The sequence below is a fragment of the Mycolicibacterium pallens genome, assembly GCF_019456675.1.
Classification (GTDB): Bacteria; Actinomycetota; Actinomycetes; order Mycobacteriales; family Mycobacteriaceae; genus Mycobacterium; species Mycobacterium crocinum.
Map to the genome: position 1 here is coordinate 660,185 of NZ_CP080333.1, position 23,051 is coordinate 683,235.

22 protein-coding genes and 2 riboswitches are annotated in these 23,051 nt (G+C 67.3%); of the genes, 9 read left to right on the top strand and 13 right to left on the bottom strand.

Annotated elements, in window-relative coordinates; translation table 11 throughout:
• Positions 1-21 precede the first annotated feature (21 nt).
• Positions 22-132: riboswitch (TPP riboswitch) on the top strand.
• The 4 genes from thiO (at position 127) to K0O64_RS03020 (ending at position 2,870) form a co-directional block, all read left to right on the top strand.
• On the top strand, positions 127-1,134 hold the full coding sequence (gene thiO, locus K0O64_RS03005) for a glycine oxidase ThiO (protein ID WP_071947825.1): 1,008 nt from the start codon (positions 127-129) through the stop codon (positions 1,132-1,134). It overlaps the preceding riboswitch by 6 nt.
• Complete coding sequence (gene thiS / locus K0O64_RS03010) at positions 1,131-1,328, top strand: sulfur carrier protein ThiS (protein WP_071947824.1); 198 nt, start codon at positions 1,131-1,133, stop codon at positions 1,326-1,328. Before thiO ends, thiS begins: the two co-directional genes overlap by 4 nt.
• On the top strand, positions 1,321-2,091 hold the full coding sequence (locus K0O64_RS03015; RefSeq protein ID WP_071947823.1) for a thiazole synthase: 771 nt from the start codon (positions 1,321-1,323) through the stop codon (positions 2,089-2,091). The genes thiS and K0O64_RS03015 overlap by 8 nt, the downstream gene beginning before the upstream one ends.
• Positions 2,088-2,870, top strand: coding sequence for an SGNH/GDSL hydrolase family protein (locus tag K0O64_RS03020; RefSeq protein WP_071947822.1), 783 nt, complete (start codon positions 2,088-2,090; stop codon positions 2,868-2,870). The genes K0O64_RS03015 and K0O64_RS03020 overlap by 4 nt, the downstream gene beginning before the upstream one ends.
• Here the strand turns inward: K0O64_RS03020 and K0O64_RS03025 are convergent.
• The 4 genes from K0O64_RS03025 to K0O64_RS03040 all read right to left on the bottom strand — a co-directional run bounded on the left by K0O64_RS03025 (position 2,833) and on the right by K0O64_RS03040 (position 8,105).
• A complete protein-coding gene (locus K0O64_RS03025; RefSeq protein ID WP_071947821.1) occupies positions 2,833-4,767 on the bottom strand; it encodes a zinc ribbon domain-containing protein in 1,935 nt (644 codons plus the stop codon). The genes K0O64_RS03020 and K0O64_RS03025 overlap by 38 nt on opposite strands.
• Positions 4,764-6,362 carry a S53 family peptidase gene (locus K0O64_RS03030; protein ID WP_096309789.1) on the bottom strand — a complete coding sequence of 533 codons (1,599 nt, stop codon included), beginning with the start codon at positions 6,360-6,362 and terminating at the stop codon, positions 4,764-4,766. The genes K0O64_RS03025 and K0O64_RS03030 overlap by 4 nt, the downstream gene beginning before the upstream one ends.
• A gap of 73 nt (positions 6,363-6,435) precedes the next feature.
• Entirely contained in the window at positions 6,436-7,131 is a 696-nt protein-coding gene (locus tag K0O64_RS03035; RefSeq protein WP_096309790.1) for a TIGR03943 family putative permease subunit, read from the bottom strand.
• Positions 7,128-8,105, bottom strand: coding sequence for a permease (locus tag K0O64_RS03040; protein ID WP_096312670.1), 978 nt, complete (start codon positions 8,103-8,105; stop codon positions 7,128-7,130). The genes K0O64_RS03035 and K0O64_RS03040 overlap by 4 nt, the downstream gene beginning before the upstream one ends.
• Positions 8,106-8,160: 55 nt before the next feature.
• Here K0O64_RS03040 and K0O64_RS03045 point away from each other — a divergent pair, with 55 nt between their 5' ends.
• Positions 8,161-9,651, top strand: coding sequence for a M28 family metallopeptidase (locus K0O64_RS03045; RefSeq protein ID WP_096309791.1), 1,491 nt, complete (start codon positions 8,161-8,163; stop codon positions 9,649-9,651).
• Between the two features lies 1 nt (position 9,652).
• On the opposite strand, the gene K0O64_RS03050 is transcribed toward K0O64_RS03045, so the two are convergent.
• Both K0O64_RS03050 and K0O64_RS03055 read right to left on the bottom strand, forming a co-directional pair.
• A complete protein-coding gene (locus tag K0O64_RS03050; protein ID WP_096309792.1) occupies positions 9,653-10,294 on the bottom strand; it encodes a hypothetical protein in 642 nt (213 codons plus the stop codon).
• A complete protein-coding gene (locus K0O64_RS03055; RefSeq protein ID WP_096309793.1) occupies positions 10,294-11,541 on the bottom strand; it encodes a uracil-xanthine permease family protein in 1,248 nt (415 codons plus the stop codon). The genes K0O64_RS03050 and K0O64_RS03055 overlap by 1 nt, the downstream gene beginning before the upstream one ends.
• 62 nt (positions 11,542-11,603) lie before the next feature.
• Between K0O64_RS03055 and K0O64_RS03060 the strand changes: the two genes are divergently transcribed.
• Positions 11,604-12,395 carry an epoxide hydrolase family protein gene (locus K0O64_RS03060; protein WP_217353552.1) on the top strand — a complete coding sequence of 264 codons (792 nt, stop codon included), beginning with the start codon at positions 11,604-11,606 and terminating at the stop codon, positions 12,393-12,395.
• 10 nt (positions 12,396-12,405) lie between these two features.
• Positions 12,406-12,705: a hypothetical protein gene (locus K0O64_RS03065; RefSeq protein ID WP_217353553.1), complete on the top strand. Its 300-nt coding sequence runs from the start codon at positions 12,406-12,408 to the stop codon at positions 12,703-12,705.
• On the opposite strand, the gene K0O64_RS03070 is transcribed toward K0O64_RS03065, so the two are convergent.
• From K0O64_RS03070 to thiC, 6 genes are all read right to left on the bottom strand, one after another.
• Positions 12,697-13,845 carry an APC family permease gene (locus K0O64_RS03070; protein WP_230986021.1) on the bottom strand — a complete coding sequence of 383 codons (1,149 nt, stop codon included), beginning with the start codon at positions 13,843-13,845 and terminating at the stop codon, positions 12,697-12,699. The genes K0O64_RS03065 and K0O64_RS03070 overlap by 9 nt on opposite strands.
• 262 nt (positions 13,846-14,107) lie before the next feature.
• The gene (locus K0O64_RS03075; protein WP_096309795.1) at positions 14,108-14,368 is read right to left on the bottom strand and encodes a DoxX-related protein; all 261 of its coding nucleotides are present in this window, start codon (positions 14,366-14,368) and stop codon (positions 14,108-14,110) included.
• Positions 14,369-14,384: 16 nt separating this feature from the next.
• Positions 14,385-15,866 (bottom strand): flavin-containing monooxygenase, encoded by a 1,482-nt coding sequence (locus K0O64_RS03080; protein WP_071947815.1) that lies wholly within the window; start codon positions 15,864-15,866, stop codon positions 14,385-14,387.
• A 73-nt stretch (positions 15,867-15,939) separates the two neighbouring features.
• Positions 15,940-16,560, bottom strand: a complete 621-nt coding sequence (locus K0O64_RS03085; RefSeq protein WP_164520006.1) for an alpha/beta hydrolase family protein — start codon at positions 16,558-16,560, stop codon at positions 15,940-15,942.
• Entirely contained in the window at positions 16,557-17,393 is an 837-nt protein-coding gene (thiD, locus tag K0O64_RS03090) for a bifunctional hydroxymethylpyrimidine kinase/phosphomethylpyrimidine kinase (protein WP_096309797.1), read from the bottom strand. The genes K0O64_RS03085 and thiD overlap by 4 nt, the downstream gene beginning before the upstream one ends.
• Complete coding sequence (gene thiC / locus K0O64_RS03095; RefSeq protein ID WP_096309798.1) at positions 17,390-18,958, bottom strand: phosphomethylpyrimidine synthase ThiC; 1,569 nt, start codon at positions 18,956-18,958, stop codon at positions 17,390-17,392. Before thiC ends, thiD begins: the two co-directional genes overlap by 4 nt.
• A riboswitch (TPP riboswitch) is annotated at positions 18,948-19,058 on the bottom strand. (Overlaps the previous gene by 11 nt.)
• A 387-nt stretch (positions 19,059-19,445) precedes the next feature.
• On the opposite strand from thiC, the gene K0O64_RS03100 reads away from it, so the two are divergent.
• Complete coding sequence (locus K0O64_RS03100; protein WP_225933714.1) at positions 19,446-21,149, top strand: MFS transporter; 1,704 nt, start codon at positions 19,446-19,448, stop codon at positions 21,147-21,149.
• 394 nt (positions 21,150-21,543) lie between these two features.
• On the opposite strand, the gene K0O64_RS03105 is transcribed toward K0O64_RS03100, so the two are convergent.
• Positions 21,544-21,828, bottom strand: a complete 285-nt coding sequence (locus tag K0O64_RS03105; RefSeq protein ID WP_220046029.1) for a hypothetical protein — start codon at positions 21,826-21,828, stop codon at positions 21,544-21,546.
• A gap of 205 nt (positions 21,829-22,033) precedes the next feature.
• Here K0O64_RS03105 and K0O64_RS03110 point away from each other — a divergent pair, with 205 nt between their 5' ends.
• Positions 22,034-23,050, top strand: coding sequence for an NADP-dependent oxidoreductase (locus tag K0O64_RS03110; RefSeq protein WP_220046030.1), 1,017 nt, complete (start codon positions 22,034-22,036; stop codon positions 23,048-23,050).
• Position 23,051 lies beyond the last annotated feature (1 nt).

Here is a 23,051-nt window from a genome sequence, read left to right on the forward strand (position 1 = left end):
GCGACGGTAGCGGCTAGCGTGGATGGTTGGCACGGGAGCCCCGGGAGCGGGGCTGAGAGTGGAGCGCACCCCTCCAGACCGTCACCACCTGATCCGGGTCATGCCGGCGAAGGAAGCGAAAGGGATATGTCGAAGGATTCTCTGGCCGTCATCGGGGGCGGCGTCATCGGACTCGCGGTGGCTCGGCGCGGCCTGCTCGACGGGCTGTCGGTACGGGTGCACCGGACCACGTCGTGGGGCGCGTCCTGGGTGGCCGGCGGGATGCTGACCCCGCACAGCGAAGGTTGGCCGGGTGAGGAGCAGCTTCTGCGGCTGGGCCTGGAGTCGCTGCGGCTGTGGCACGCCGGCTTCCTCGACGGCCTGCCCGCCGACGTCGTCACCGCGCGCGAGTCGCTGGTCGTCGGTGTAGACCGGGCCGACGCCGCCGATCTGCGAACCGTCGCGGACTGGCTGTCCGCACAGGGCCATCCGGTCACCGTGACGACCACCGCCCGCGACACCGAACCGCTTCTGGCGCAAGGAATTCGCCATGGCTTCCTCGCCGCCGACGAGTTGGCGGTGGACAATCGCAAACTGGTGGCTGCCCTCGAAGCCCACTGCGAGCAGCTCGGTGTCCAGTGGGCGGCGCCGGTGGAGCGACTCGACGACGCCCGCGACGGTGTGGAGACGGTCGTCATCGCCAACGGCATCGACGCGCCCGCGCTGTGGCCGGGCCTGCAGGTCCGCCCGGTGAAGGGCGAGGTGCTGCGGCTGCGCTGGCGACGCGGCTGTATGCCGGTGCCGCAGCGCGTGGTTCGCGCCCGGGTGCACGGCCGCTCGGTGTACCTGGTGCCCCGCGCCGACGGGGTGGTGGTCGGTGCGACCCAGTACGAGCACGGCCGCGACACCGCGCCGTCGGTGACCGGGGTGCGCGAGCTGCTCGACGACGCCTGCGAGGTGATGCCGGCGCTCGGCGAGTACGAGCTGGCCGAGTGCGCGGCGGGGTTGCGGCCGATGACACCGGACAACATGCCGATCGTCGGCCGGCTCGACGATCACACGCTGGTGGCCACCGGGCATGGCCGGTCGGGATTCCTGCTGGCGCCTTGGACCGCCGAGCGCATCGCCGCAGAGTTGATTGGAGCACGCGCGTGAAGCTGATGGTGAACGACGAAGAGCTGGAAGTCGACGACGGCACCACGGTGTCGGCGTTGCTGAACAGTCTCGGGTTTCCCGAGCGCGGTATCGCGGTCGCGGTGAACTGGTCGGTTCTGCCGCGCTCACAATGGAATTCGGCGGTGCCTGAGGGCGCCCGGGTCGAAGTCGTGACGGCGGTGCAAGGTGGTTGAGCAACTCACGATCGCGGGCCGCACGTTCGGATCGCGGCTGATCCTCGGTACCGGCGGCGCGCCGAACCTGACCGTTCTCGAAGAGGCGCTGGTGGCCTCGGGCACCGAGTTGACCACCGTCGCCATGCGTCGGGTGGACGCCGAGGGCGGCACCGGTGTGCTGGATCTGCTGGCCCGCCTGGAGATCACCCCGCTGCCCAACACCGCGGGCTGTCGCGGCGCGGCCGAAGCGGTGCTGACCGCACAGCTGGCCCGCGAGGCGTTGGGCACCAACTGGATCAAACTCGAGGTGATCGCCGACGAGCGGACCCTGCTGCCCGACGCCGTCGAATTGGTCCGTGCGGCAGAACAATTGGTCGATGACGGGTTCGTGGTGCTGCCCTACACCAACGACGACCCGGTGCTGGCCCGCCGGCTGGAGGACACCGGGTGCGCCGCGGTCATGCCGCTGGGCTCACCGATCGGCACCGGGCTGGGCATCTCCAATCCGCACAACATCGAGATGATCGTCGCGGCCGCCGGGGTGCCGGTGATCCTCGACGCCGGGATCGGTACCGCCAGCGATGCGGCGCTGGCGATGGAATTGGGTTGCGACGCAGTGCTGTTGGCCAGTGCCGTCACCCGCGCCGCGGATCCGCCGGCGATGGCCGCTGCGATGTCGGCCGCCGTGACGGCCGGTCTGCTGGCCCGGCATGCCGGGCGGATCCCCAAGCGGTTCTGGGCGCAGGCGTCGAGCCCGTCCATCGCCTGGCAGGACGCGTGAGCCGCTATGTTGCGCTGGGCAGTTCGATGGCGGCCGGCCCAGGAATCAGGCCGCGGGCAGCGGGTTCACCGTTACCGGCTGGTCGGTCGGCCCGCAACTACCCGCATCTGACCGCCGAGCGGTTGGGACTCGACCTCGTCGATGTCACGTACTCCGGGGCCACCACCGCGAACGTCCTGCGCGATTCCCAGCGCGGTGCGCCGCCTCAGATCACCGCCCTCGACGGTTCGGAGGACTTGGTCACCGTCACGATCGGCGGCAACGACGTCGGATACGTCCCACTACTGTTCGCTGCGACGCTGCCGTCGGTGCTGCGCAAGCTGCCGGTACTCGGCGACACCTTGCGTGAGCTGCTGAACCCCGCGGCCCGCGAAGCCGCACTAAACGAGGTCGGTGCCGCTTTGCGGGAGGTCGGAGAGGCGGTGCGTAGCCGGTCACCGCGGGCGCGAATCATGTTCGTGGACTACCTGACTCTGCTCCCACCGCCGGGAACCCCGGCGCCGCCGCTTGCCGACGACGTCGCCGACTTGGGCCGTCACGTCGCGCAGCGACTGGCGGAGGAGACCGCCGCCGCAGCCCAGGCCACCGGCTGCCAGGTCATCCACGCCGCCGACGCGAGTCGCGATCACCACGCCTGGTCGGCCGACCCGTGGACCATCGGCGCGGGCTCGCTGCTGCCGTGGCGGCCGAAACCGTGGCATCCCAATGCCGCCGGAATGCGGGCGGTTGCCGACCTCGTCATCAGCGCGGTGGGTCGCCCTTCCACTGAAAGCTGTTGACGTAGCGACCCATGTCCTCGGCGATCTGCACATTCGCCGGTGACGGCCGCCCGGGTCCGAACTTCGGGCCGAACTCGTGGAAGGGACCCGTCGCCGCAGCGATCAGCGCGAGGTCGTTCTTCACGGCGACGATCACGATCACCCGCATCCGCGTGAAGCTGGTATCCAGGTCCAGTGGGAAGACGTCGTCCACCTCGCCGTACCCCGGCTGGAAACCAACCATGGCATTGGGTATTTCGAACGACTTGCGAGCGGTGGGAAATGTGGCGGCGATGAAATCCTTGGCCACGTCGCGGGCGGTCTGCTCGGTCGCGCGTTGCGAGGTTAAGCGCAGCTCGCCGCCGTCACCGCCGGTGAACTTCGCGGTGACACCGGTGTCGTCGGTCGTCACCTCATACGCGGAACCCGGCGCGGGGTAGGCCACCGAGAACAGGCCACCGGCCGCGGTGAACCGTGGGTTGGCAGAGACCGGCTGGCCGGCCATCGGTGTTCCGCAGTCCGGTGGGCAGTTGTAGCGGGGTGCCGGCCTGACTGTCAGGGCGGGCAATCCGATGAAGATCGCCGACAGAACCGTCATCCCCACAAGCCAGGTGGCCAGCACCGGCGTCGGGGACTGCCGGGTCAATCGCGCCGCGGTGTAGATGCGCTCCGGCGCCGCGTACCCCGGCCACAGCGCTGTGTCGCCGCTGTTCGCCGGATCATCCTGGGCGACAAGCCCTTCCGGACTGACCCGACGGCGTTCCCGCCGGGATCGCTCCGGTGCGGCGCGGTCGGCCGCCCCGCACGCCGGGCAGAATGCCATCTCGGGTACCACGTGGCGGCAGTGCAGACACAACAGGAACGCGCCTGTGGGCGGATCCGTCCGTTCGTGGAGCAGGGTCAGTTGCAGGCCGATCCGGAGGCTCACCAGGGCAACCAGTGCCATCGCGACATGCCACGACAGCACCTGCACTTGAGAGACGCCCTCGATGTCGGCCCATCCGACGACCGCGTAGACGCCCAGAACCGTCACGGCGGCCAGTGCCAGCCCGACGATCACCCGCCAGCTGCCGAACCTGCTCGCCTCTCGGTGCCGATGGAACCACAGGGTTGTCCCGACCAGGCCGAGCGCGCACGCCGCTGTCACCGGCACCGCCACGCCGCGGACGGCGGCCTCGAAGAAGAGCCACTGCACCGGCTGGGTGCGAGCGATCGGTGCCGAGACGAACTGGGGTGCCAGCCGCGTCAAGGTCGCGGCCGCGGTGAAGAGCAGCGCGCTCAGGACACCGATGACGAAGCCGGTCAGGCTGTCCCGCCGGCCCCGCCATAACAGCCGGACGATGCCGGCCGGGACCAGCATCAGAATCGAGCCGCCCTCGGCCACCCCGAGGCCATCGCGCAGCACACGTCGTCCCGCCGACCCCGATTCGAACGGCGACGCCGCTGTGCTGACCACCAGATCCCCGGTGATCAGCACCCAACCCACGGCCAAAGCCACGGCCAGCACCACCGTCGTCACGACAGCCCACCGGGGTATGTCGGACAGCACTCCGGAGCGGTGCCAGTAGATCAGCAACAGCAGGGGAAGACCCAGCGATGCCACCGTGATCAGGCCGCCCGGCAAATGCAGTTCGACCAGCACAGCCATCGCGATGACGATCAGGACCAAGCCCATGTTGAACGGCCGGCGAGTCAACTCGGACAGCTGGGGCAACAGTGTGCTCGCCAGCGACGGGCGCGCGACGGACTCGTGCGGTGCCGCGCAGAAGACGCCGGCCCGCAACCAGGCCGGCCCGTCGCCGGCACGCGGCGCCAGATGGGCGCCACAGTTGCCGCAGAAGGCACCCGCCGGCACGTTGGAACGACAGTTGTGGCAGTGCATGCTCGCGTCCGCGGGCACCGGAGCTGCTTCGGTCATCCCACCCCGATCCACGTTCTCTGGATCGCCAGCAGATCCTCCGCGAGGTTGTCGACGTGCGGCGTTCCCAGCCCGGTGACCAAGTCGTAGGTGACCTGCGACCGGTCCACGGCGTTGGCTCCCATCGGGACGTGCCGGAAGCCGGGAAGCTGTGCGCCCTGCCCGACTTCGTAGAGCAGGGGATTGATGTCACCGAGTGGTCGGCCGCCGTGTTCGGTGAGGTACTGGTTCAACACGGCGGCGATGCCTGCCCACAGCGGTGCGGATAGCGAGGTGCCGCCGGCGGCCAGGACGGTCTGGCCGAAGATGAATTTCACCCCGGTGTGCGGGTCGGCCACCGCGGCGATATCGGGTGTCAGGCGGCGGTTTTCGCCCTTGCTGACCAGCAGGTGTTCCTGCCACAGCGGTCGGCCGAACAAGGACGACACCCCTCCGCCGGTGCCCTGCAGCAGTGGGATGTCGAACCATGCCTGCTCGGAGACCCAGTTGCCGTCGTGGTCGGTCGACAGGCTGGTGCCGCCGACGTCGGTCATCTCCGGCAGCGAGGCCACCGCGTCAAGGCCGACTTCGTCCGGACCGGGTGGTGTGGACCAGTTCTCGCCCCCTTTGCACTCCAGCCCGGCGAGGTCGCCGCTGGCGTCGAACGCGGTGATGCCATTGGCGTGGGCGGCCCGCAGGGCGCCGCGGATCGGGGCGAGATCCGCCGCGGTGATCAGCTTGTCGCACCCCCACCCGATGGAGAAACTCCAGATCGCACCCGGATAGCGACGCTGGGCGTCCTCCATCATCGTCGCGATCTTCTCGTAGGAGCCGGCCCCTTCGACGGTGGGCCGGGCGTTGACCAAGACGGTCTTGGCGTCCGGTGCCATCGCGTGGATGGCTTCGAGATCCATGGTTGCTTCGCCGGTGCGCTGAGATGCCATGCCGCCCACAACATCTGGAGTGAACCGCGGGAGTCCGAACGTGTCGGCGAACAGGTCCAGGTCGGGCTGGTCGAACCCATCGAAGGCGAACACCACAACCGTCTGGCCCTTACCGGTGAAGCCTTTCTTGGCCAGCGAGTCCACGTCGTAGGTGCGCAGCAGCGCCTCCGGTGACAGTCCGTGGTCGGGGACGTCCAGCGGCAGCAGGCCCGGACGGGCATCGTGGAACGGCGTGAAACTGAGGATCCGGCCGAATTCGGAGACCTCGGCGCGCAGCGATTCCGGGACCTGCGGCTGTTGAGGGGAGGCGTAGAACGGTTGGCCGAGTTGACTGCGGAAGTCGTGCACCGGCAATGCGAAAGCGGTCGCGACGTCCGGGCCCGTGCCGCCGACGACGGCCCAGCCGTCACCGGGGCGCCAGCGCACCGAGAGTCCATGCCCGCCGGCCCAGTCGATCAGCGCGTTGGGGCGCGCGTCTGCGCGCAGTGCTGCGGTCACCTGAACGGTCGCTGCCCCGGACGGTCCGAGGTCGGTCGACGCCGACAGCAGCAGGGCATAGGGGCCGGTGATGGTTCGCGGGTCCGTGGGGGTGCGCCAGGGCCGGACGGCGAGCACCACCGCTACGGCGACGGCGGCTACCACCAGCAGCCGCGCTATCTGTCTCACGGTCATGAATCCCCCGGCGCGCAGAGCTTATCGTGCATGCTGCCGAAAACTAGCAAAGAACAATGCGTTCAGAAGGACTTCAGCCGTAAGTGTTGGTCGGCGGATCGATCCGCACCACGCTGGACACCTCGAGTGTCGGGATGGACCCTGTGCCGGAATAGGTTTGACCCGCCGGGACGGTGCCCTCAACCCGCAACCAGGTGTTCTCCGGCACGGTGGCCGCGGCCTGGGCCGCCGGCCCGGACAGGTGCAGCCGGGCCAGTTGCGCATCGGCCGCACAACAGATGATGACGATCTTCGCCAGATCGATCCGGTCGCCGTCGCGCAGGGTAAAGCCGGTGGTGGTGATCGGGTGGCCGTCCAAGCCACCGACCTTGCCGACCGCGACCCGCATTAACACCTCCGGCAGCGACAACGTCGGCGCAGGCCCGGGCGGCAGCGGCGGAAACGACCGCGCGACAGTCACCGTTGCGGGTGCGGCGGCCCTGGCGTTCAATGCCGGTGGCACCACGAAGATCAGCAGGATCACCGGGAGCACCAGCAGCCAGACGATGCCGTTGCGGTGATGGTGGCCGGCGTGCTCGTGGCGCGCGCCGCCGCGGCGGACGTCACGTGTGATCGCGGTCAATGCGAGACCGATGAGCACCGCCGCCGAGATCGCCAGCCAGGGAAGCATTCCCGGCTTGACGTAGCGGGTGTAGGCCCCGGTGATCGTGACCATCACCAGCGCGATTCCGACGATCAGCAGCAGCGTGTTCTCGGTTTCTCGCCTCACAGCAGCACCAGCCCCACCGCCGTCGCCAGGACGGTCGCCACCACCAGCGTCGCCGGGGCGAAGCGCAGCGCGAAGCTCCGCCCGAACAAACCGGCCTGCATCGCAACGAGTTTCACGTCGACGGCCGGGCCGACCACCAGGAACACCAGCCGCGGAATCAGCGGCACCATGGTCAGGCTGGCTGCCACGAACGCGTCGGCCTCCGAACACAGCGCCAGCACGAACGCCAGCAAGGCCATCGTGACGACACCGATCAGCAGATGGCCGGCCAGATGCTCGAACACCCACGGCGGCACCAGGACTCGCAAGGTGGCGGCGGCTGCGGCACCGATCACCAGATACGAACCGGCCTGCAGGAAGTCGTGTCGGGCGGCCTCGGTGAACGCGACCCAGCGGGACTGACCGTCGTCGTCGGATCGGGGTAGCGTGCGGGTGACCCAGCCGGGTCGCCCCCACCGCGACCACACCATTCCCATCGCCACCGCGGTGGCCAGGGATGCGATGCAGCGGGCGGCCACCATTTGGGGCTGGCCGGGGAACGCCACGGCCGTGGCGACCAGCACCACCGGATTGATCGCCGGCGCACTCAGCATGAACGTGAGCGCTGCCGCGGCCGTCGTGCCGTCACCGAACAGGCGGCGGGCCACCGGCACCGACCCACACTCACAGCCCGGCAGCGCCGCGCCGGCCACCCCGGCCGCGAGCACGGCCACCGGCGCCCGGCGGGGCAGCCACCGGGCCAGCCGCTCCGGGGACACGAAAGCCGCGATCAGCCCGCTGATGACCACACCGAGTACCAGAAAGGGCACGGCCTGCAGAAATACTCCGGCGAACACCGTTCCCGCAGTAGCCAGGCGCGGGTCACCTGCGACACCGTCGCGCATCCAGGTACCCGCCAGCGCGCACACCACCAACCCGGCCACCAGCACCTCGGTCGAGGTCACCAGGCGTCGGCGCGGGGACGTGACGGTCATCGAGGACATGGTGCCACCCGAAGCTGCGGACCGACCGATACGTACCCTGGGCGCGATGAAGCACAGACACCTGGCCGCCGCGGTTGCCATCGCCGTCGTCGCCGTGGCGGGATGTAACCGGCAGGCCGCCCCTGGACAGCCGGCGCCGGCGCGCCAGGCCGCCGCACAGTTCGCCGACCAATTGCGTCAGAAGGTCACCACCGACGCGATGGTCGCGCACCTGCAGAAGCTTCAGGACATCGCCAACGCCAACAACGGCACCAGGGCGGTCGGCACCCCCGGCTTTGATGCCAGCGTCGACTATGTGGCAGGTGTGCTGCGGTCGAAGGGGTTCGACGTGCAGACTCCCGAGTTCCAGGCCAAGGTCTTCAAGGCCGGCCAGCCCGAGTTGCGGGTCGGGGGCGACACCGTCACCGCGCATGCCGCGGAGTTCAGTCAGTCCACTCCGCCGCAGGGCGTGACCGGACCGTTGGTCGCCGCGCCGGCCGAGGACACACCGGGGTGCGCGCCCTCTGACTATGACGGCCTTCCCGTCCAGGGCGCGGTGGTGCTCGTGGACCGCGGAAGTTGCCCCTTCTCCGAAAAGCAGACCATCGCCGCCAAGCTCGGTGCGGTCGCCATGATCGTCGCCGACAACGTCGACGAACCCGCGATGGGAGCCACCCTCGGCGAGACGACCGACGTCAAGATCCCGGTGGTCGGCGTGAACAAGGCCGACGGTGCGCGGCTGCGGGCCAATCCCGGTCCGACGATGCTCAAACTCGAAGCCAGCACGCAATCGGTGAACGCGCGCAATGTGATTGCGCAAACCAAGACCGGGTCGACCAGCGACGTGATCATGACCGGCGCCCACCTCGATAGTGTTCCTGAGGGCCCCGGTATCAACGACAACGGGTCCGGGGTGGCCGCCGTGCTGGAGACCGCCGTGCAACTCGGACCCAGTCCGGATGTGAAAAATGCTGTGCGGTTTGCCTTCTGGGGCGCTGAGGAGCTCGGCACGATCGGATCCAACAAGTACATCGAGTCGCTGAACGTCGACCAGCTCAAAGACATTGCGCTGTATCTGAACTACGACATGATCGGCTCTCCCAATCCGGGCTACTTCACCTACGACGGTGACCAATCCGCCGATCCCGAGAAGGGTGGTCGGGTGCCGCGCGTACCGGAGGGGTCCGCGGGTATCGAGCGCACATTGGTCGCGTATCTGAAGTCGGCCGGAAAGACCGCACAGGACACGTCATTCGACGGACGGTCGGACTACGACGCGTTCACCAAGGCGGGCATCCCGTCGGGTGGACTGTTCTCCGGGGCCGAGGAGAACAAGACCGCCGATCAGCAGAAGCTGTGGGGCGGTACCGCCGACGCGCCGTTCGATCCGAACTATCACAAGCCCACCGACACCATCGACCACATCGACAAGACCGCCCTCGGCATTCTCGGCGGGGGAGTGGTGTTTTCGGTCGGGATCTACGCCCAGGACATCGAGGGCCGCAACGGCATTCCGATTCGCGATGACCGCACCCGTCACGCCGGCGCGGTGTCCTGACTCAGCGGCCGCACACCCGCCAAAGCTCTTCTGCGGCCTCGAGATTCGCTGAGCCCAGGCGCTCGCCGATGACCGGCTGACGCAGCCAGTCCAGCACCGGTTGTGTGACGGCCGGCTCGATCGGCTCGCGCACCGTGAACGCCCACTCGACGAGTTCACCGATGTGCTCGGCTGCGGGGACCGTGTCGATCGACTGCCAGCGGTCGAGGTAGACCTGCACGGGCTGGTCGCACCAATACGTGAAGTCGATGAGGGTGGGACTGTCGGAGAAGTAGCCCAACTCGGCGGGATAGCCACGGAGCAGCTCGTCCCAGAGACTGTCGACCAGGCTGGTGACGACCGCGGATTCTCGTGCCGGCCAGGACGGCACACGACCCCGCAATCGACGCAAGTCGAAGGCGAACACCGGTGACTTCTCCTCCAGCAGCGCCTCGATGAGCCGCGGAAAGAAGTGGCGGAAATCGCTGTCCTCCAACGACATCACATGAAGTGCCTCCAGCTGCAGCAGCGACAACGACCGTAGCGGAGTCGCCCTGATATCGGCGGCCGTCCACTGCGGGCCACACTGCTCACACACCACCACATTGGGCGGCAGCCGATACCGCGCGAACCGGGCGTACAGATCCTCGACGATCGCGAGCATTACGACCGGGCGCCCCGCAGGGCCCCCAACGCCCGCATACCGTGATAGACCACCAGCGCGGCGATAGAGCCGAGCGCGATACCGGTGAACGTGAGATTGCCGATGCTCCAGGTGAAGTCGGCGATTCCGATGATCAGTGCGATCGCGGCAGTCATCTGGTTGATCGGCATGCTGAAGTCCACCCGATTGGTCAGCCAGATCCGCACACCCAGCACGCCGACCAGACCGTAGAGCACGATCGTCGCACCGCCGAGTACGCCGGGCGGGATCGCCGAGATCGTCGCTCCCACCTTGGGGCACAACGCCAACAGGATTGCGGTCACACCGGCCACCCAATACGCGGCCGTGGAGTACACCCGGGTGGCCGCCATCACGCCGATGTTCTCGGCGTAGGTGGTGGTGGCCGAGCCGCCGCCGATGCCGGCCAGCACCGTCGCGATACCGTCGGCGGCCAACGCGCGGCCGGTCAGCGGATCGGTGTCGACCCCGGTCATCTGGCCCACCGATTTCACGTGCCCGATGTTCTCGGCGATCAGCGCGATCACCGCGGGCAGAAACATCGGGAGCACCGACAGATTCAGCGTCGGCGTCTGGAACGTCGGCAGTCCGATCCAGCCGGCCGCGGCAATCCCTGCGGTGTCCACCTCGCCCAGGGTGAGTGCAAGCAGATAACCCGCGACCACGGCCAGGAAGATCGCTAGCCGCCCCACGATGCCGCGAAAGAACGCCAGCGCCGCGACCAGCAGAACCAGCGTGACGATGCCGACCAGTGGGCCCTTCTCGAAATTCGTCTTCGCCGCCGGTGCCAGATTGAAGCCGATCAGCGCGACGATGGCGCCGGTGACCACCGGCGGTAGTGCGACGTCGATCCAGTGCGTCCCCGCCAGGTGCACCGCCAGACCGATGACGATCAGCAACACCCCGACCGCGATCAGCCCGCCCAACGCACTACCGGCCCCGTGCGAGGCCACCGCGGCCGTCACCGGGGCGATCACCGAGAAGCTGGAACCGAGATAGCTGGGCAACCGATTGCCGGTGATCACCAGGAACAGCAGTGTGCCGATGCCCGAGAACAGCAGCGTGGTCGCGGGCGGGAAACCGGTGAGGACCGGCACCAGGAACGTCGCGCCGAACATGGCCACCACGTGCTGGGCGCCGATCCCGAGCGTGCGGGGCCAGCTCAGTCGCTCGTGCGGGGCGACGACAAAGGTCTCGTCGGCACGGCTTTCCACCGGCGTCCAGGTCATGGGAATCACGGTCAGAAACTCAACCGCATTGCGGCGCCTTGCGCATCCTGTATCCAGGAATCATGAGTGACCATGCCCCGAGCGCCGTCACCCGGCCGGTGCTGGACGATCTTCGGACCCGGCTGCGCGCCTACCGCCGGATAGAACTGCCCGTCGGCTTCGGCTGGGAACGCGGGGTCGACGGCGACTATCTGGCCGGTCTGATCGACTACTGGGCCACCTCATACGACTGGCGCGAACACGAAGAACGCATACGCGCGCTGCCATGGACGCTCACCGGGACCGGCAGCGACTCCCCGATCCGGGCGATCCATCAGCGGTCCGACACTGCTGACGCCCCAGTCGTGCTGCTCCTGCACGGCTGGCCCGACTCCGTGCTGCGCTTCCAGAAGATCCTGCCGATGCTGTCCGAGATGCACTTGGTTGTGCCCGCGTTGCCCGGATTTCCGTTCGCCGCCCCTGTCGCACGTCGGGGTGTGTCCGCTGCCGGGGCGGCCGAGGCGATCACGAACGCGATGGCTGAACTCGGTTACGACCGCTATGTGGTGTCCGCGGGAGATGTGGGCTGTGATGTCGCCGAGGCGATCGCTGACGCTCGCCCGGATGCCGTTGCGGCCCTGCACCTGACAGATGTATCGCAGTACCGGTACCTGGTCGACCCGCCGCGCGACGTCTCCGAATCGGAGCGGGCCTACATGGCGCACGGCCACCGGTGGCAGGACACCGAGGGTGGTTACATGCATCTGCAGAGAACCAAGCCGCACACCGTCGCCGTCGGGCTGGGCGATTCGCCGGCAGGTCTGGCCGCCTGGCTACTCGAGAAACTGAGGGCGTGGACCGGACTGCGGGGGTGAAGTGGAAAGCGTGTTCACTCGCGACGAGTTGCTCACCTGGATCACCGCGTATTGGGTGAGCGGGGCGATCGGCACCTCGTTCACGCCCTATGCCGAGGGTGGCACCAAACCCGCTCGCATCGAAATACCCACGGCCTTCACCATTTTCCCCAAGGATCTCGTCAATGCGCCACGCGAATTCGCGGCACGATTCTTCGATGTCCGGTCGTGGCGCGAGGAGGCCCGCGGTGGCCACTTCGCGGCGTGGGAGTGCCCGGCCGAATACGTCACCGGCGTGCGTACCGCTGTCGCCCTTACCGCGTCACCGTAATCGGCGCGCCCCGTAGATGACGGCGCCAAGCGCGAGTACCGCGGCTCCGGACAGCACCGATGGAAGGGGTAGCGCGATCGCCAGCACCACACAGCCGATGAGCCCGACGGCCGGGACGACACGGCGGCCCAACGTCCACGCCGAGGCGTTGGCCACCGCGTAGTACACCAGCACCGCGAACGACGAAAAGCCGATCACCCCACGGACATCGGCCACCGCGGCCAGCGCCGCGACCACCACACCGACGGCCACCTCCGCGCGGTGTGGAACGCCGAAGCGCGGATGCACCGCGGCCAGCCCGACGGGTAGATGGTGATCGCGCGCCATCGCCAACGTGGTGCGCGACACCCCGAGGATCAAGGACAGTAGTGAGCCGAGCGCCGCCACCGCCGCGCCGACCCGCACCACCGGCTCGAAACCCCTGGCCCCGGCGGCACGCACGGCGTCGGCCAATGGTGCTGCAGCCGTTGCCAATCCATCGGGACCCAGCACAGCGAGCACCGTGACCGCGACGGCCGCGTAGACGACGAGGGCGAGACCGAGGGCCAGCGGAATGGCCCGCGGGATCGTCCGGGCCGGATCGCGCACCTCCTCACCGAGCGTGGCGATCCGCGCGTAGCCGGCGAAGGCGAAGAACAGCAGACCGGCCGCCTGCAGCACGCCGAGAACGGTTCCGTGGCCAAGCCGCAAGTGGTCGGCGTCGGTGTGCCCCGACGTCGCCACGATCACCACGACGGCGGCCAGCACCGCCAGCACCACGGCGACGATGATGCGGGTCAGCAAGGCCGACTTCTGGATGCCGCGGTAGTTCACTGCCGTCAGCGCCACCACCGCGGCGACCGCCACGGCGTGGGCGTACGCCGGCCAGACGTAGAAGCCGACGGTCAGGGCCATCGCCGCACACGAAGCCGTCTTGCCGACCACGAAGCTCCAGCCGGCCAGGTAGCCCCAGAAGTCGCCGAGCCGTTCCCGTCCGTAGACGTAGGTGCCGCCGGATTGCGGGTAGAGGGCCGCCAGTCGCGCCGAGGAGGTCGCGTTGCAGTAGGCGACGACGGCGGCCATCGCCAACCCGACCAGTAGCCAGGATCCCGCGGCGGCGGCCGCGGGGGCCAGCGCGACGAAGATCCCGGCACCGACCATCGAACCAAGCCCGATGATCACCGCGTCGGTGGTGCCCAGGCGTCGCTGCAGCGTGCTCACCGGCGGGATGTTAGGCGCTGAAGATGAATGCGGACCGGCGAGGGAGCGGTTGCCCGCGCCCAAGCCGGTCCGGCACGGTCCCCCGACCCATTTCGCGTGGCATCCTCACCAACCAACGACGTACGCGTCGCCGTGCCCGATCAATGTAAGCGAAAAATCTGACGGAGTCGTAAATCTTGTCAGAACTGTGATCTTGAAAAGATCAGCGATTGCGAACGATGTTCGCGCCGAGGCAGGCGCCGTAGGCCAGCAAGCCGACCAGTGCGAACTTGCGCGTCTTGGGCGCGATCAGGGCCAATCCGATCACGGTCTCGATGCCGCCGTCGATGTAGGTGTGCGCCACGGTGTTGTCGGGGAACGCCGATTTGGTGGCGGACTCGAACAGCTCCGGGCGCACGAAATGCGACAGCCCGGTGGCGGCCACGACCACCCCGGTCGCTTTGATCAACGGCTCGGCAGACATCAACGTCCTTTCGAATTCAGCTGAGGTGATAGTCGGACACCGGGTACGTCGACGCCTCGCGCAATGCCTCGTGCGTAGTCATCGGCCGTAACAGCGTCGCCTCACCACTGGGATTGAAATAGTACGACCGCGATGACGCGCAGTTACCGAGGGTGAACAAAGAGGTGCCGAGCAATTCGGTCATCTCATCGAGGTAGCGGGTATTGGCTTCCTCGGTGATCTCGAACGTTGTCGCCCCGCGCTGCTTCATTTCCCCGAAGAGCCGATCCATGTGGCGCATCTGGTATTCCATCGTGTTGAAGAAGTTCAATCCGAGGAAGGCATACGGACTGGCGAGGCTCAGGAAGTTGGGGAAGGACGGGACCGACACGCCTTGGTATGCCTGGAATCGGGTCTCGCGCCACCATTTGCCCAGGTTGCGGCCGTCGCGGCCGATCACCTCGATGGCCGGGAAATTGGCCTCCCAGAGATCGAATCCTGTTGCCAGCACCAGGGTGTCGATTTCCGCCTTGGTGCCGTCATTCGCGACGATGCCGTCGGACTCGATGTGGTCGATGCCGCTGGCCTGCAAGTGCACGTTGGGTTTGGTGAACGCGCGGTAGAACTTGTTCGAGAACGTGGGCCGTTTGCACCCGAAGTCGTAGTCCGGAGTGAGTTTGCGCCGCAGTTCCTTGTCCCGAATGATCGCGAACCGCCAGACCTTGGACAGTTCGGCTGCAGCACGGTTGCCCAGCGGGAAACGGGTGTAATGCAAGATGCCCCAGTCGACCAGAACTTCGTAGATGAAGTCGGTAATGAGGCGAATGGCGCGCTGAGCGAGCGGTACGCGAGCGAACAGCCGCTTGGCTCGCGCTCCGAATTTGATGTCGATCTTGGGGACCACATAGATCGCGGTGCGCTGATAGACGGTGAGATCGGCAGCGTCGCGGGCTAATTCGGGGATGAGCTGGACCGCGGTGGCGCCCGTCCCGATGATGCCGATCTTCCGGTTGGCCGAATCGTAGCTGTCGTCCCATGCCGCGGTGTGGACGATCTTGCCCTCAAAGCTCTCGATGCCCGGGATCTCGGGGGTGTGCGGCTGCGACAAGAAGCCCGTCGCGGTGATGAGGTAGCGCGCCGCCCAGGTGTCGCCACCGGCGAGCGTCACCCGCCAAAGCTTGTCTTCCTCATCCCAGCGGGCGCTCTCGACGGTCGTGTTGAACCGGATATGGCGGCGCACGTCGTACTTGTCGGCGACGTTGTCGGCGTACTGCTTTATCTCGGCCCCGGTGGAGAACAGGCGGTTCCAGTTCGGGTTGGGCTCGAAGAAATACGAGTACGTGGTGGTGGGGACATCGACGGTAAGGCCCGGATAGTGGTTGACGTACCAGGTCCCGCCCAGATCATCCTCACGGTCCAATACGACGAAATCGTCGATTCCCAGGCGCTTGAGCTGTATCGCCGCGCCGATTCCCGCGAAACCAGCGCCGACGATGATCGCGTCGTACTGCGTTGCCATGCGAACAGAATACCGTACCTTACTCGCGAGTAAGGTACAGCCGTTTGGCCCGAGTCTCGGGGACCACAGTCAATCAGCGCAGTGCTGAGAGTGCTGCGTCGACGGCCAGCGCCGGCACATCGAGCTTCTTGGAGCCCAGGTCGTGGCGGGCTCCGGTGACCTCGACGATCTGCACGAGCGAGGGAATGAGCGTGACCGCCTCGCGCAGCTCGTCGATGGTGCCGAACGGGTCGGCGGTGCCGTGGGTGAACACCGCCGGGATGGTGATGCCGCTGAAGTGCTCGGTACGCAACCTGTCGGGCTTGCCGGGCGGATGCAGGGGATAGGAGAACGGGGTCAGCACGTCGGCGAGGTTCGGGTTCTCGACGACGACCATCGAGGTCTGTCGCCCGCCGTAGGAGTGTCCGCCGGCGATCACCGGGCCGTCGGCCAGCGAGCGGGCCAGCGTGAGCGCGTCGACGATGCCGTCTCGGTCACCGCTCGCCGAACCCGAGGGCGGCCCCTTCGGCCGGCGTCGCCGGTATGGCAGGTTGTAGCGGACCGCGAGCCAACCGCGCGACGCCCACTCGTCGCAGATCCGAATGAGCAACGGCGACTCTCGGTTGCCGCCGGCTCCGTGTGTCAGCATCACCACCCCGGTCGGTCTGCCGTCCGGTTCGTGCGTGACGCCGGCGATCTCGTCCAGCTCACTCACGACTGCAGCCGCCACAGCGCCGACACCGGGCCGTGCCCGCCGCCCAGCGGATAGGCCGCACGCAGGCATTCGGTGACCCAGGCCTTACCGAACGCGACCGCGTCGGGCATCGAATAGCCGTGGGCCAGCGCGCATGCGGTCGCCGCACCCAGCGTGTCACCGGCGCCGTGGTCGTGGCCGGTGTCCACCCGCGGGGCGTCGAACTCGTGGAAGTCGGTGCCGTCGTACAGCAGATCGGGACTGTGCGTCGACCCCCGCAGATGGCCACCCTTGACCAGCGCCCACTGCGGACCCAGCGCGTGCAGCGCCTTGGCGGCGTCACGCTGGGTCTGCTCGTCGACGACGTCGATACCGACCAGCAGCCGCACCTCATCGAGGTTCGGCGTGACGAGGCTGGCCAGCGGGAAGAGCTCGGTACGCAGGGTCTCCAGCGCCGAGGGATGCAGCAGCGGGTCACCGTGCATGGAGGCACAGACCGGGTCGACCACGAACGGCGTCGTGCCCGCCAGGCCGAGATCACGCCAGGTGCCCGCCACCGTCTCGATGATCTGCGAGGAGGCCAGCATGCCGGTCTTGGCGGCCTGCACGCCGATGTCGGTGACCACCGCTTCGATCTGGCCGGCGATCACGTCGGTCGGAATCTCGTGAAACCCCTTGACGCCCAACGAGTTTTGTATGGTCACCGCGGTCACGGCCACCAGTGAGTGCACGCCGAGCAGCGCGAAGGTTCGCATATCGGCCTGGATGCCCGCGCCGCCGCCGGAGTCCGAGCCCGCGATCGTCATGACCCGCGGCGGGGTCTGGCCCGGCGGGGTCAGGGGGAGGAAATTCACGGCACTGAGTTTTCCAGAGGGATGTAGACGCGGTTGCCGTGTGCGGCGAACTCCTCGGATTTGGTGGCCATCGCGTCGCGAATGTCCTGCGTGATGCGCATGGAGCAGAACTTCGGACCGCACATCGAGCAGAAGTGCGCCGTCTTGGCGGGCTCGGCGGGCAGGGTTTCGTCGTGGAATTCCCGGGCGGTGTCGGGATCCAGTGAGAGCGCGAACTGGTCGTGCCAGCGGAAGTCGAACCGGGCCCGGGACAGGGCGTCGTCGCGCTCCTGCGCACGCGGGTGGCCCTTGGCCAGATCGGCGGCGTGGGCGGCGATCTTGTAGGCGATCACCCCGTCCTTGACGTCCTTGCGGTTGGGCAGGCCGAGGTGTTCCTTGGGCGTGACGTAACACAGCATCGCGGTGCCGGCCTGGGCGATGATCGCCGCTCCGATCGCCGACGTGATGTGGTCATAGCCGGGCGCGATATCGGTGGCCAACGGTCCCAGCGTGTAGAACGGGGCCTCCTCGCACAACTCCTCCTCGAGGCGCACGTTTTCCACGATCTTGTGCATCGGCACATGGCCGGGGCCTTCGATCATCACCTGCACCCCAGCGGCTTTCGCCACTTTCGTCAGCTCACCCAGGGTGGCCAGCTCGGCGAACTGGGCGGCGTCGTTGGCGTCGGCGATCGAGCCGGGCCGCAGACCGTCACCCAGGGAGAAGGTGACGTCGTAGCGGGCGAGGATCGTGCACAGTTCCTCGAAGTTGGTGTACAGGAACGACTCTCGGTGATGCGCCAGACACCAGGCGGCCATGATGGACCCGCCGCGGCTGACGATTCCGGTGACCCGCTTGACGGTCAGCGGGATGTATCGCAGCAGCACGCCGGCGTGCACGGTCATGTAGTCCACGCCCTGCTCGCACTGCTCGATCACGGTGTCGCGGTAGATCTCCCACGTCAACAGGGTGGGGTCGCCCTTGACTTTTTCCAGGGCCTGATACATCGGCACGGTGCCGACCGGGACCGGGGAGTTGCGCAGGATCCATTCGCGGGTGGTGTGAATGTCCGCGCCGGTGGACAGGTCCATGATGGTGTCGGCGCCCCACCGGGTGGCCCACACCATCTTGTCGACCTCTTCGGCGATCGATGACGTGACCGCCGAATTTCCGATATTGGCATTGACTTTCACGGCGAAGGCCTTGCCGATGATCATCGGCTCGCACTCCGGATGGCGATGGTTGGCGGGAATCACCGCACGACCGCGCGCCACCTCGTCGCGGACGAGTTCGGCCGACACCCCTTCGCGTGCTGCGATGAACGCCATCTCCGCGGTGATCTCACCGGCGCGCGCCCGCTGCAACTGGGTGCCGCGGTCGGTGACCACCCCGGGCCGGGCAGGCAGACCGGCGTGCAGATCGATCACCGCGTCGGCGTCGGTGTACGGACCCGAGGTGTCATAGAGGTCGAGGTGGTCGCCGTCAGTGAGATTCACCCGGCGAAACGGAACGCCGTCGCGGTAGATCTTCGTGCTACCGGCGATCGGGCCGGTGGTGACGGTGGGATCGACAAATACATCGGTCATCTTCACTCCCTACGCCGGCATTACCCGGACAGGTTCTACGGTCGACGGCCCCGAGCCGTCCTCTCAGCGCACTGTCGTGTGCGCTCCCGTGTGGTTGGTTTCCGTCGCCCACAGTAGACCCCGCCGCGTCGAGCGTCACTCCTGAGCCTCAGTCGCCGTCGAGCGTCACGCGAGAGTCACGTTCGGCGTCGGGAGCCGGGCGCCTCTCGAGCGTCACGCCAGAGTCGCTCTCGCCGTCGAGAACGCGAACTTCTCGAGCGTCACGCGAGAGTCACGCTCGCCGTCGAGCGTCACGCCAGAGTGACGTTCGGGCCGGTCGAACGGGACAAACGATTGGCTCTAAAAGATTTGTATAGCTAACATATGTGTTATTGCGCCTGTGGGGCGCCCTTTGCTATTTGCTAGACGATTGCATACGAAACGAGATTCGCCCGTGACGACCGAGCTTGATCCCGCCCTGGCCGAGACTGACCGGCGCCGCCGGCGGATGGACCACGACCACCCGCACTACAAGTGGGTCGTCCTGTCCAACACCACGCTGGGCATCCTGCTCGCCGCCGTCAACGCCTCGATCGTCCTGATCTCCCTGCCCGCGATCTTCCGCGGCATCGGTCTCAACCCGCTCGCTCCCGGCAACGTCAGCTACCTGCTGTGGATGCTCATGGGCTATCTGGTGGTCACCGCGGTGCTGGTGGTGCCCTTCGGCCGGCTCGGTGACATGTACGGGCGAGTGCGGATCTACAACATCGGCTTCGTCGTGTTCACCCTGGCGGCCATCGCGCTGTCGTTCGATCCGTTCCACCTCGACGGCGGCGCCATCTGGCTGATCGCGTGGCGGGTGATCCAAGGCGTCGGCGGCGCGATGCTGATGTCCTCGTCGTCGGCCATCCTGACCGACGCCTTCCCCGCCAACCAGCGCGGCATGGCGCTCGGCGTCAACATGGTGGCTGCGGTCGCCGGCTCGTTCCTGGGTCTGCTCATCGGTGGTGTGCTCTCCGAAGTTCACTGGCAAGCGATCTTCTGGGTCGGCGTGCCGATCGGCGTCATCGGCACCATCTGGAGCGTGCGCTCGCTGAAAGAGCTGGGCGTGCGCAATCCCGGCCGCGTCGACTGGGCGGGCACCGTCACGTTCGGTGTCGGCCTGACCGTTCTGCTGATCGGCATTACCTACGGCATTCAGCCCTATGGCGATTCGACGACCGGATGGACTAGCCCGATGGTCCTCGGCTCGATCATCGGCGGCCTGCTTTTGCTGGTGGTGTTCTGCTTCGTCGAGTTGCGGGTGCCGCAACCGATGGTCGACATCCGGCTGTTCCGTTCGGCGGCCTTCGGTATGGGCAATCTTGCCGGGCTGATGTCCTCGGTCGGTCGCGGTGGCTTGCAGTTCATGCTGATCATCTGGCTACAGGGCATCTGGCTTCCGTTGCACGGCTACAGCTTCGAGTCCACCCCGCTGTGGGCGGGCATCTACCTGCTGCCTGCGACGTTCGGCTTCTTGGCCGCCGCGCCGATCGCCGGATCGTTCGCCGACCGGTTCGGTGCCCGACCGTTCACCGTCGGTGGCATGCTGCTGATGGCCGCGACTTTCGTTGCGCTACTGCTGATTCCGGTCAATTTCAACTACTGGGTTTTCGCGGTGCTGGTGTTCCTCAATGGCGTCGGCGGCGGCATCTTCACCGCCCCCAACACCGCCGCCATCATGTCCAGCGTCCCCGCCTCGCAGCGCGGCGCCGCCTCGGGTGTGCGCTCGACGTTCTTCAATGCCGGCAACTCGCTGTCGATCGGCATCTTCTTCTCCCTGATGATCGTCGGTCTGGCCCACACCCTGCCCGCCGCGATGAGCGAAGGACTTCAGGCTCAAGGAGTCTCAGCCTCAGTCGCCCACGACGTAGCCAACCTGCCGCCGGTCGGCAGCCTGTTCGCGGCGTTCCTCGGTTACAACCCGATCGGCGAGCTCCTGGCGCCCTACAACGCATTGCATCAGCCGGGCGTCAACACCGAAGTGCTGACCGGGCAGACGTTCTTCCCGAATCTGATCACCGAGCCGTTCCACTCCGGCCTGGTGGTGGTGTTCGGGGCGGCCGCGGTGATGATGGTGATCGGTGCGATCGCCTCGATGTTCAACCCGGGCCGCTACGGCGCCGAAGAGGTCACCGAAGACCAGACGCCCGCGACGACGACGAGCGAGTAGCCGACGGCGGGACGCTGCCTCGGCGACCCAGCGATGGAGTCGTCCCGCGGTGCGCCACATCGCGACCTGCAATTCGGCCGGACCGACTTCGGCCTGAGCGCACGCGGTGAGACGGTCGGAGATCCTGGCCAAGGTCAATGCGCCCATCCGGGCGGTGCGGTCCCGGGAAGCTCGCATGCTCTGCGGGATCGCCTCCCGGAATTCGATGAGATCGCCGACCATCCGGGCTTCGCCTGCCGGCCGTTGCCGCCGATACTCTTCGATGAGCGCGTCGATACACGTCAATGCCTGATGCGCAGTGCTTTTCGGGATCGGGATGCTGAGGTCCGAACTCACCCACTCAGCCCAGCACGCCAGCTCGAACAAATTGTGACGCGCCGTGAACGGCTGCGAATCACGAATCCGAACGGCCGACCAAGATGAGGTCACGAAGCGCGAACGCGGGCACGGCGAGCGCGTCGGACAGCTGAGCCGCATACGACCGGGCGATGTCGGGGCCGTCGCGTTGTTCGTCGAAATCACCAGTCAGATCGACGGCGACCCGGCAGCCGAACGTGTCGCTGGCCTCCACCACGCTGACACCGAGTACTCCGGCGGGCATCGGCAGTTCTCTGGCGGCGGCACGCACGTGCTCGACCGTGGCTGACCAATCGACGTATACGGAAACAAACGACCCCATCGGAGACCATGGTGCGTCCGGTCACCCGTCGTCGCCACACGAATCGACGAATGTTCACCTGCCGGAAACCCGGCGACGGCTCACCTGGGCCGAAACGACGCAACGACGACTGCAGCACCCAGGCGTCCAGGTGGCTGGGTCGAGGCGCCGCGGTTAGTCTCACTTGGCCTCCACATCAGCGCGGCCTTGGGTAGCTTCGAAAATCGTGCCCGCGCTGACGAACCGCCAGATCCTCCTTCGCCGCCGCCCCTCGGGTCTGGTGCAACCCACTGACACCGAGTTGGTCACCACCGTCGCACCCGACCTCGCCGACGGGGAGGCGCTGTTGCGCACCACTTATGTGGGCCTCGACGCCGCGGTCCGCACCTGGCTGGACGACCAGCCGAGCTACCTGCCACCGGTGCAACTGGGCGAGGTCATCCGCGCCGCCGGTATCGGCGAGGTCGTCGAATCACGCTGCGAAGCCTTCGCGGTCGGCGACATCGTCACCACGCTGACCGGTTTTCAGGACTACGCGATCATCCGCGACGACCTGTTCAGCACGCCCATTCCGGGCGAGACCGACCAGCTGGCCATCATGAGTGTGTACGGACCGACCGGTGCCACCGCCTATTTCGGGATGACCGACATCGGCCGCCCGAAGGAGGGCGAGACGGTCGTGGTGTCGGCGGCGGCCGGTGCCACCGGTTCGGTGGCCGGGCAGATCGCCAAGATCGCCGGTGCCCGGGTGGTCGGCATCGCGGGTGGTCCCGACAAGTGCCGGGCCGTGGTCGAGGACTTCGGCTTCGACGCCTGTATCGACTACAAGAACGACGACATCCCGGCCGCGCTGAAAGTTCACTGCCCCAAGGGAGTTGACGTCTACTTCGACAATGTCGGCGGCCCCATCCTCAACGCTGTGCTGGGCCGGCTGGCGCCCAAGGCCCGGGTGGTGTTGTGCGGTGTCATCTCCAGCTATCTGACCGGTGAGCATCCCGGCCCCGCCAACTACGTCAACCTGCTGGCGAAAACCGCGTCGATGCAAGGGTTCAACGCCCTGGACATGTGGGGTCGTTTCGACGAGGCCTTCGCCGATCTGCGCCGCTGGGAATCCGAGGGCAAGCTGGTGCACCGCGAGACCGTCTTCGACGGCCTGGAAAGCTGCGTCGAGGCGCTCAACGGACTGTTCACCGGCGCCAACATCGGCAAGATGCTGGTGAAGGTCAGCGAACCGTCCAGCTGAC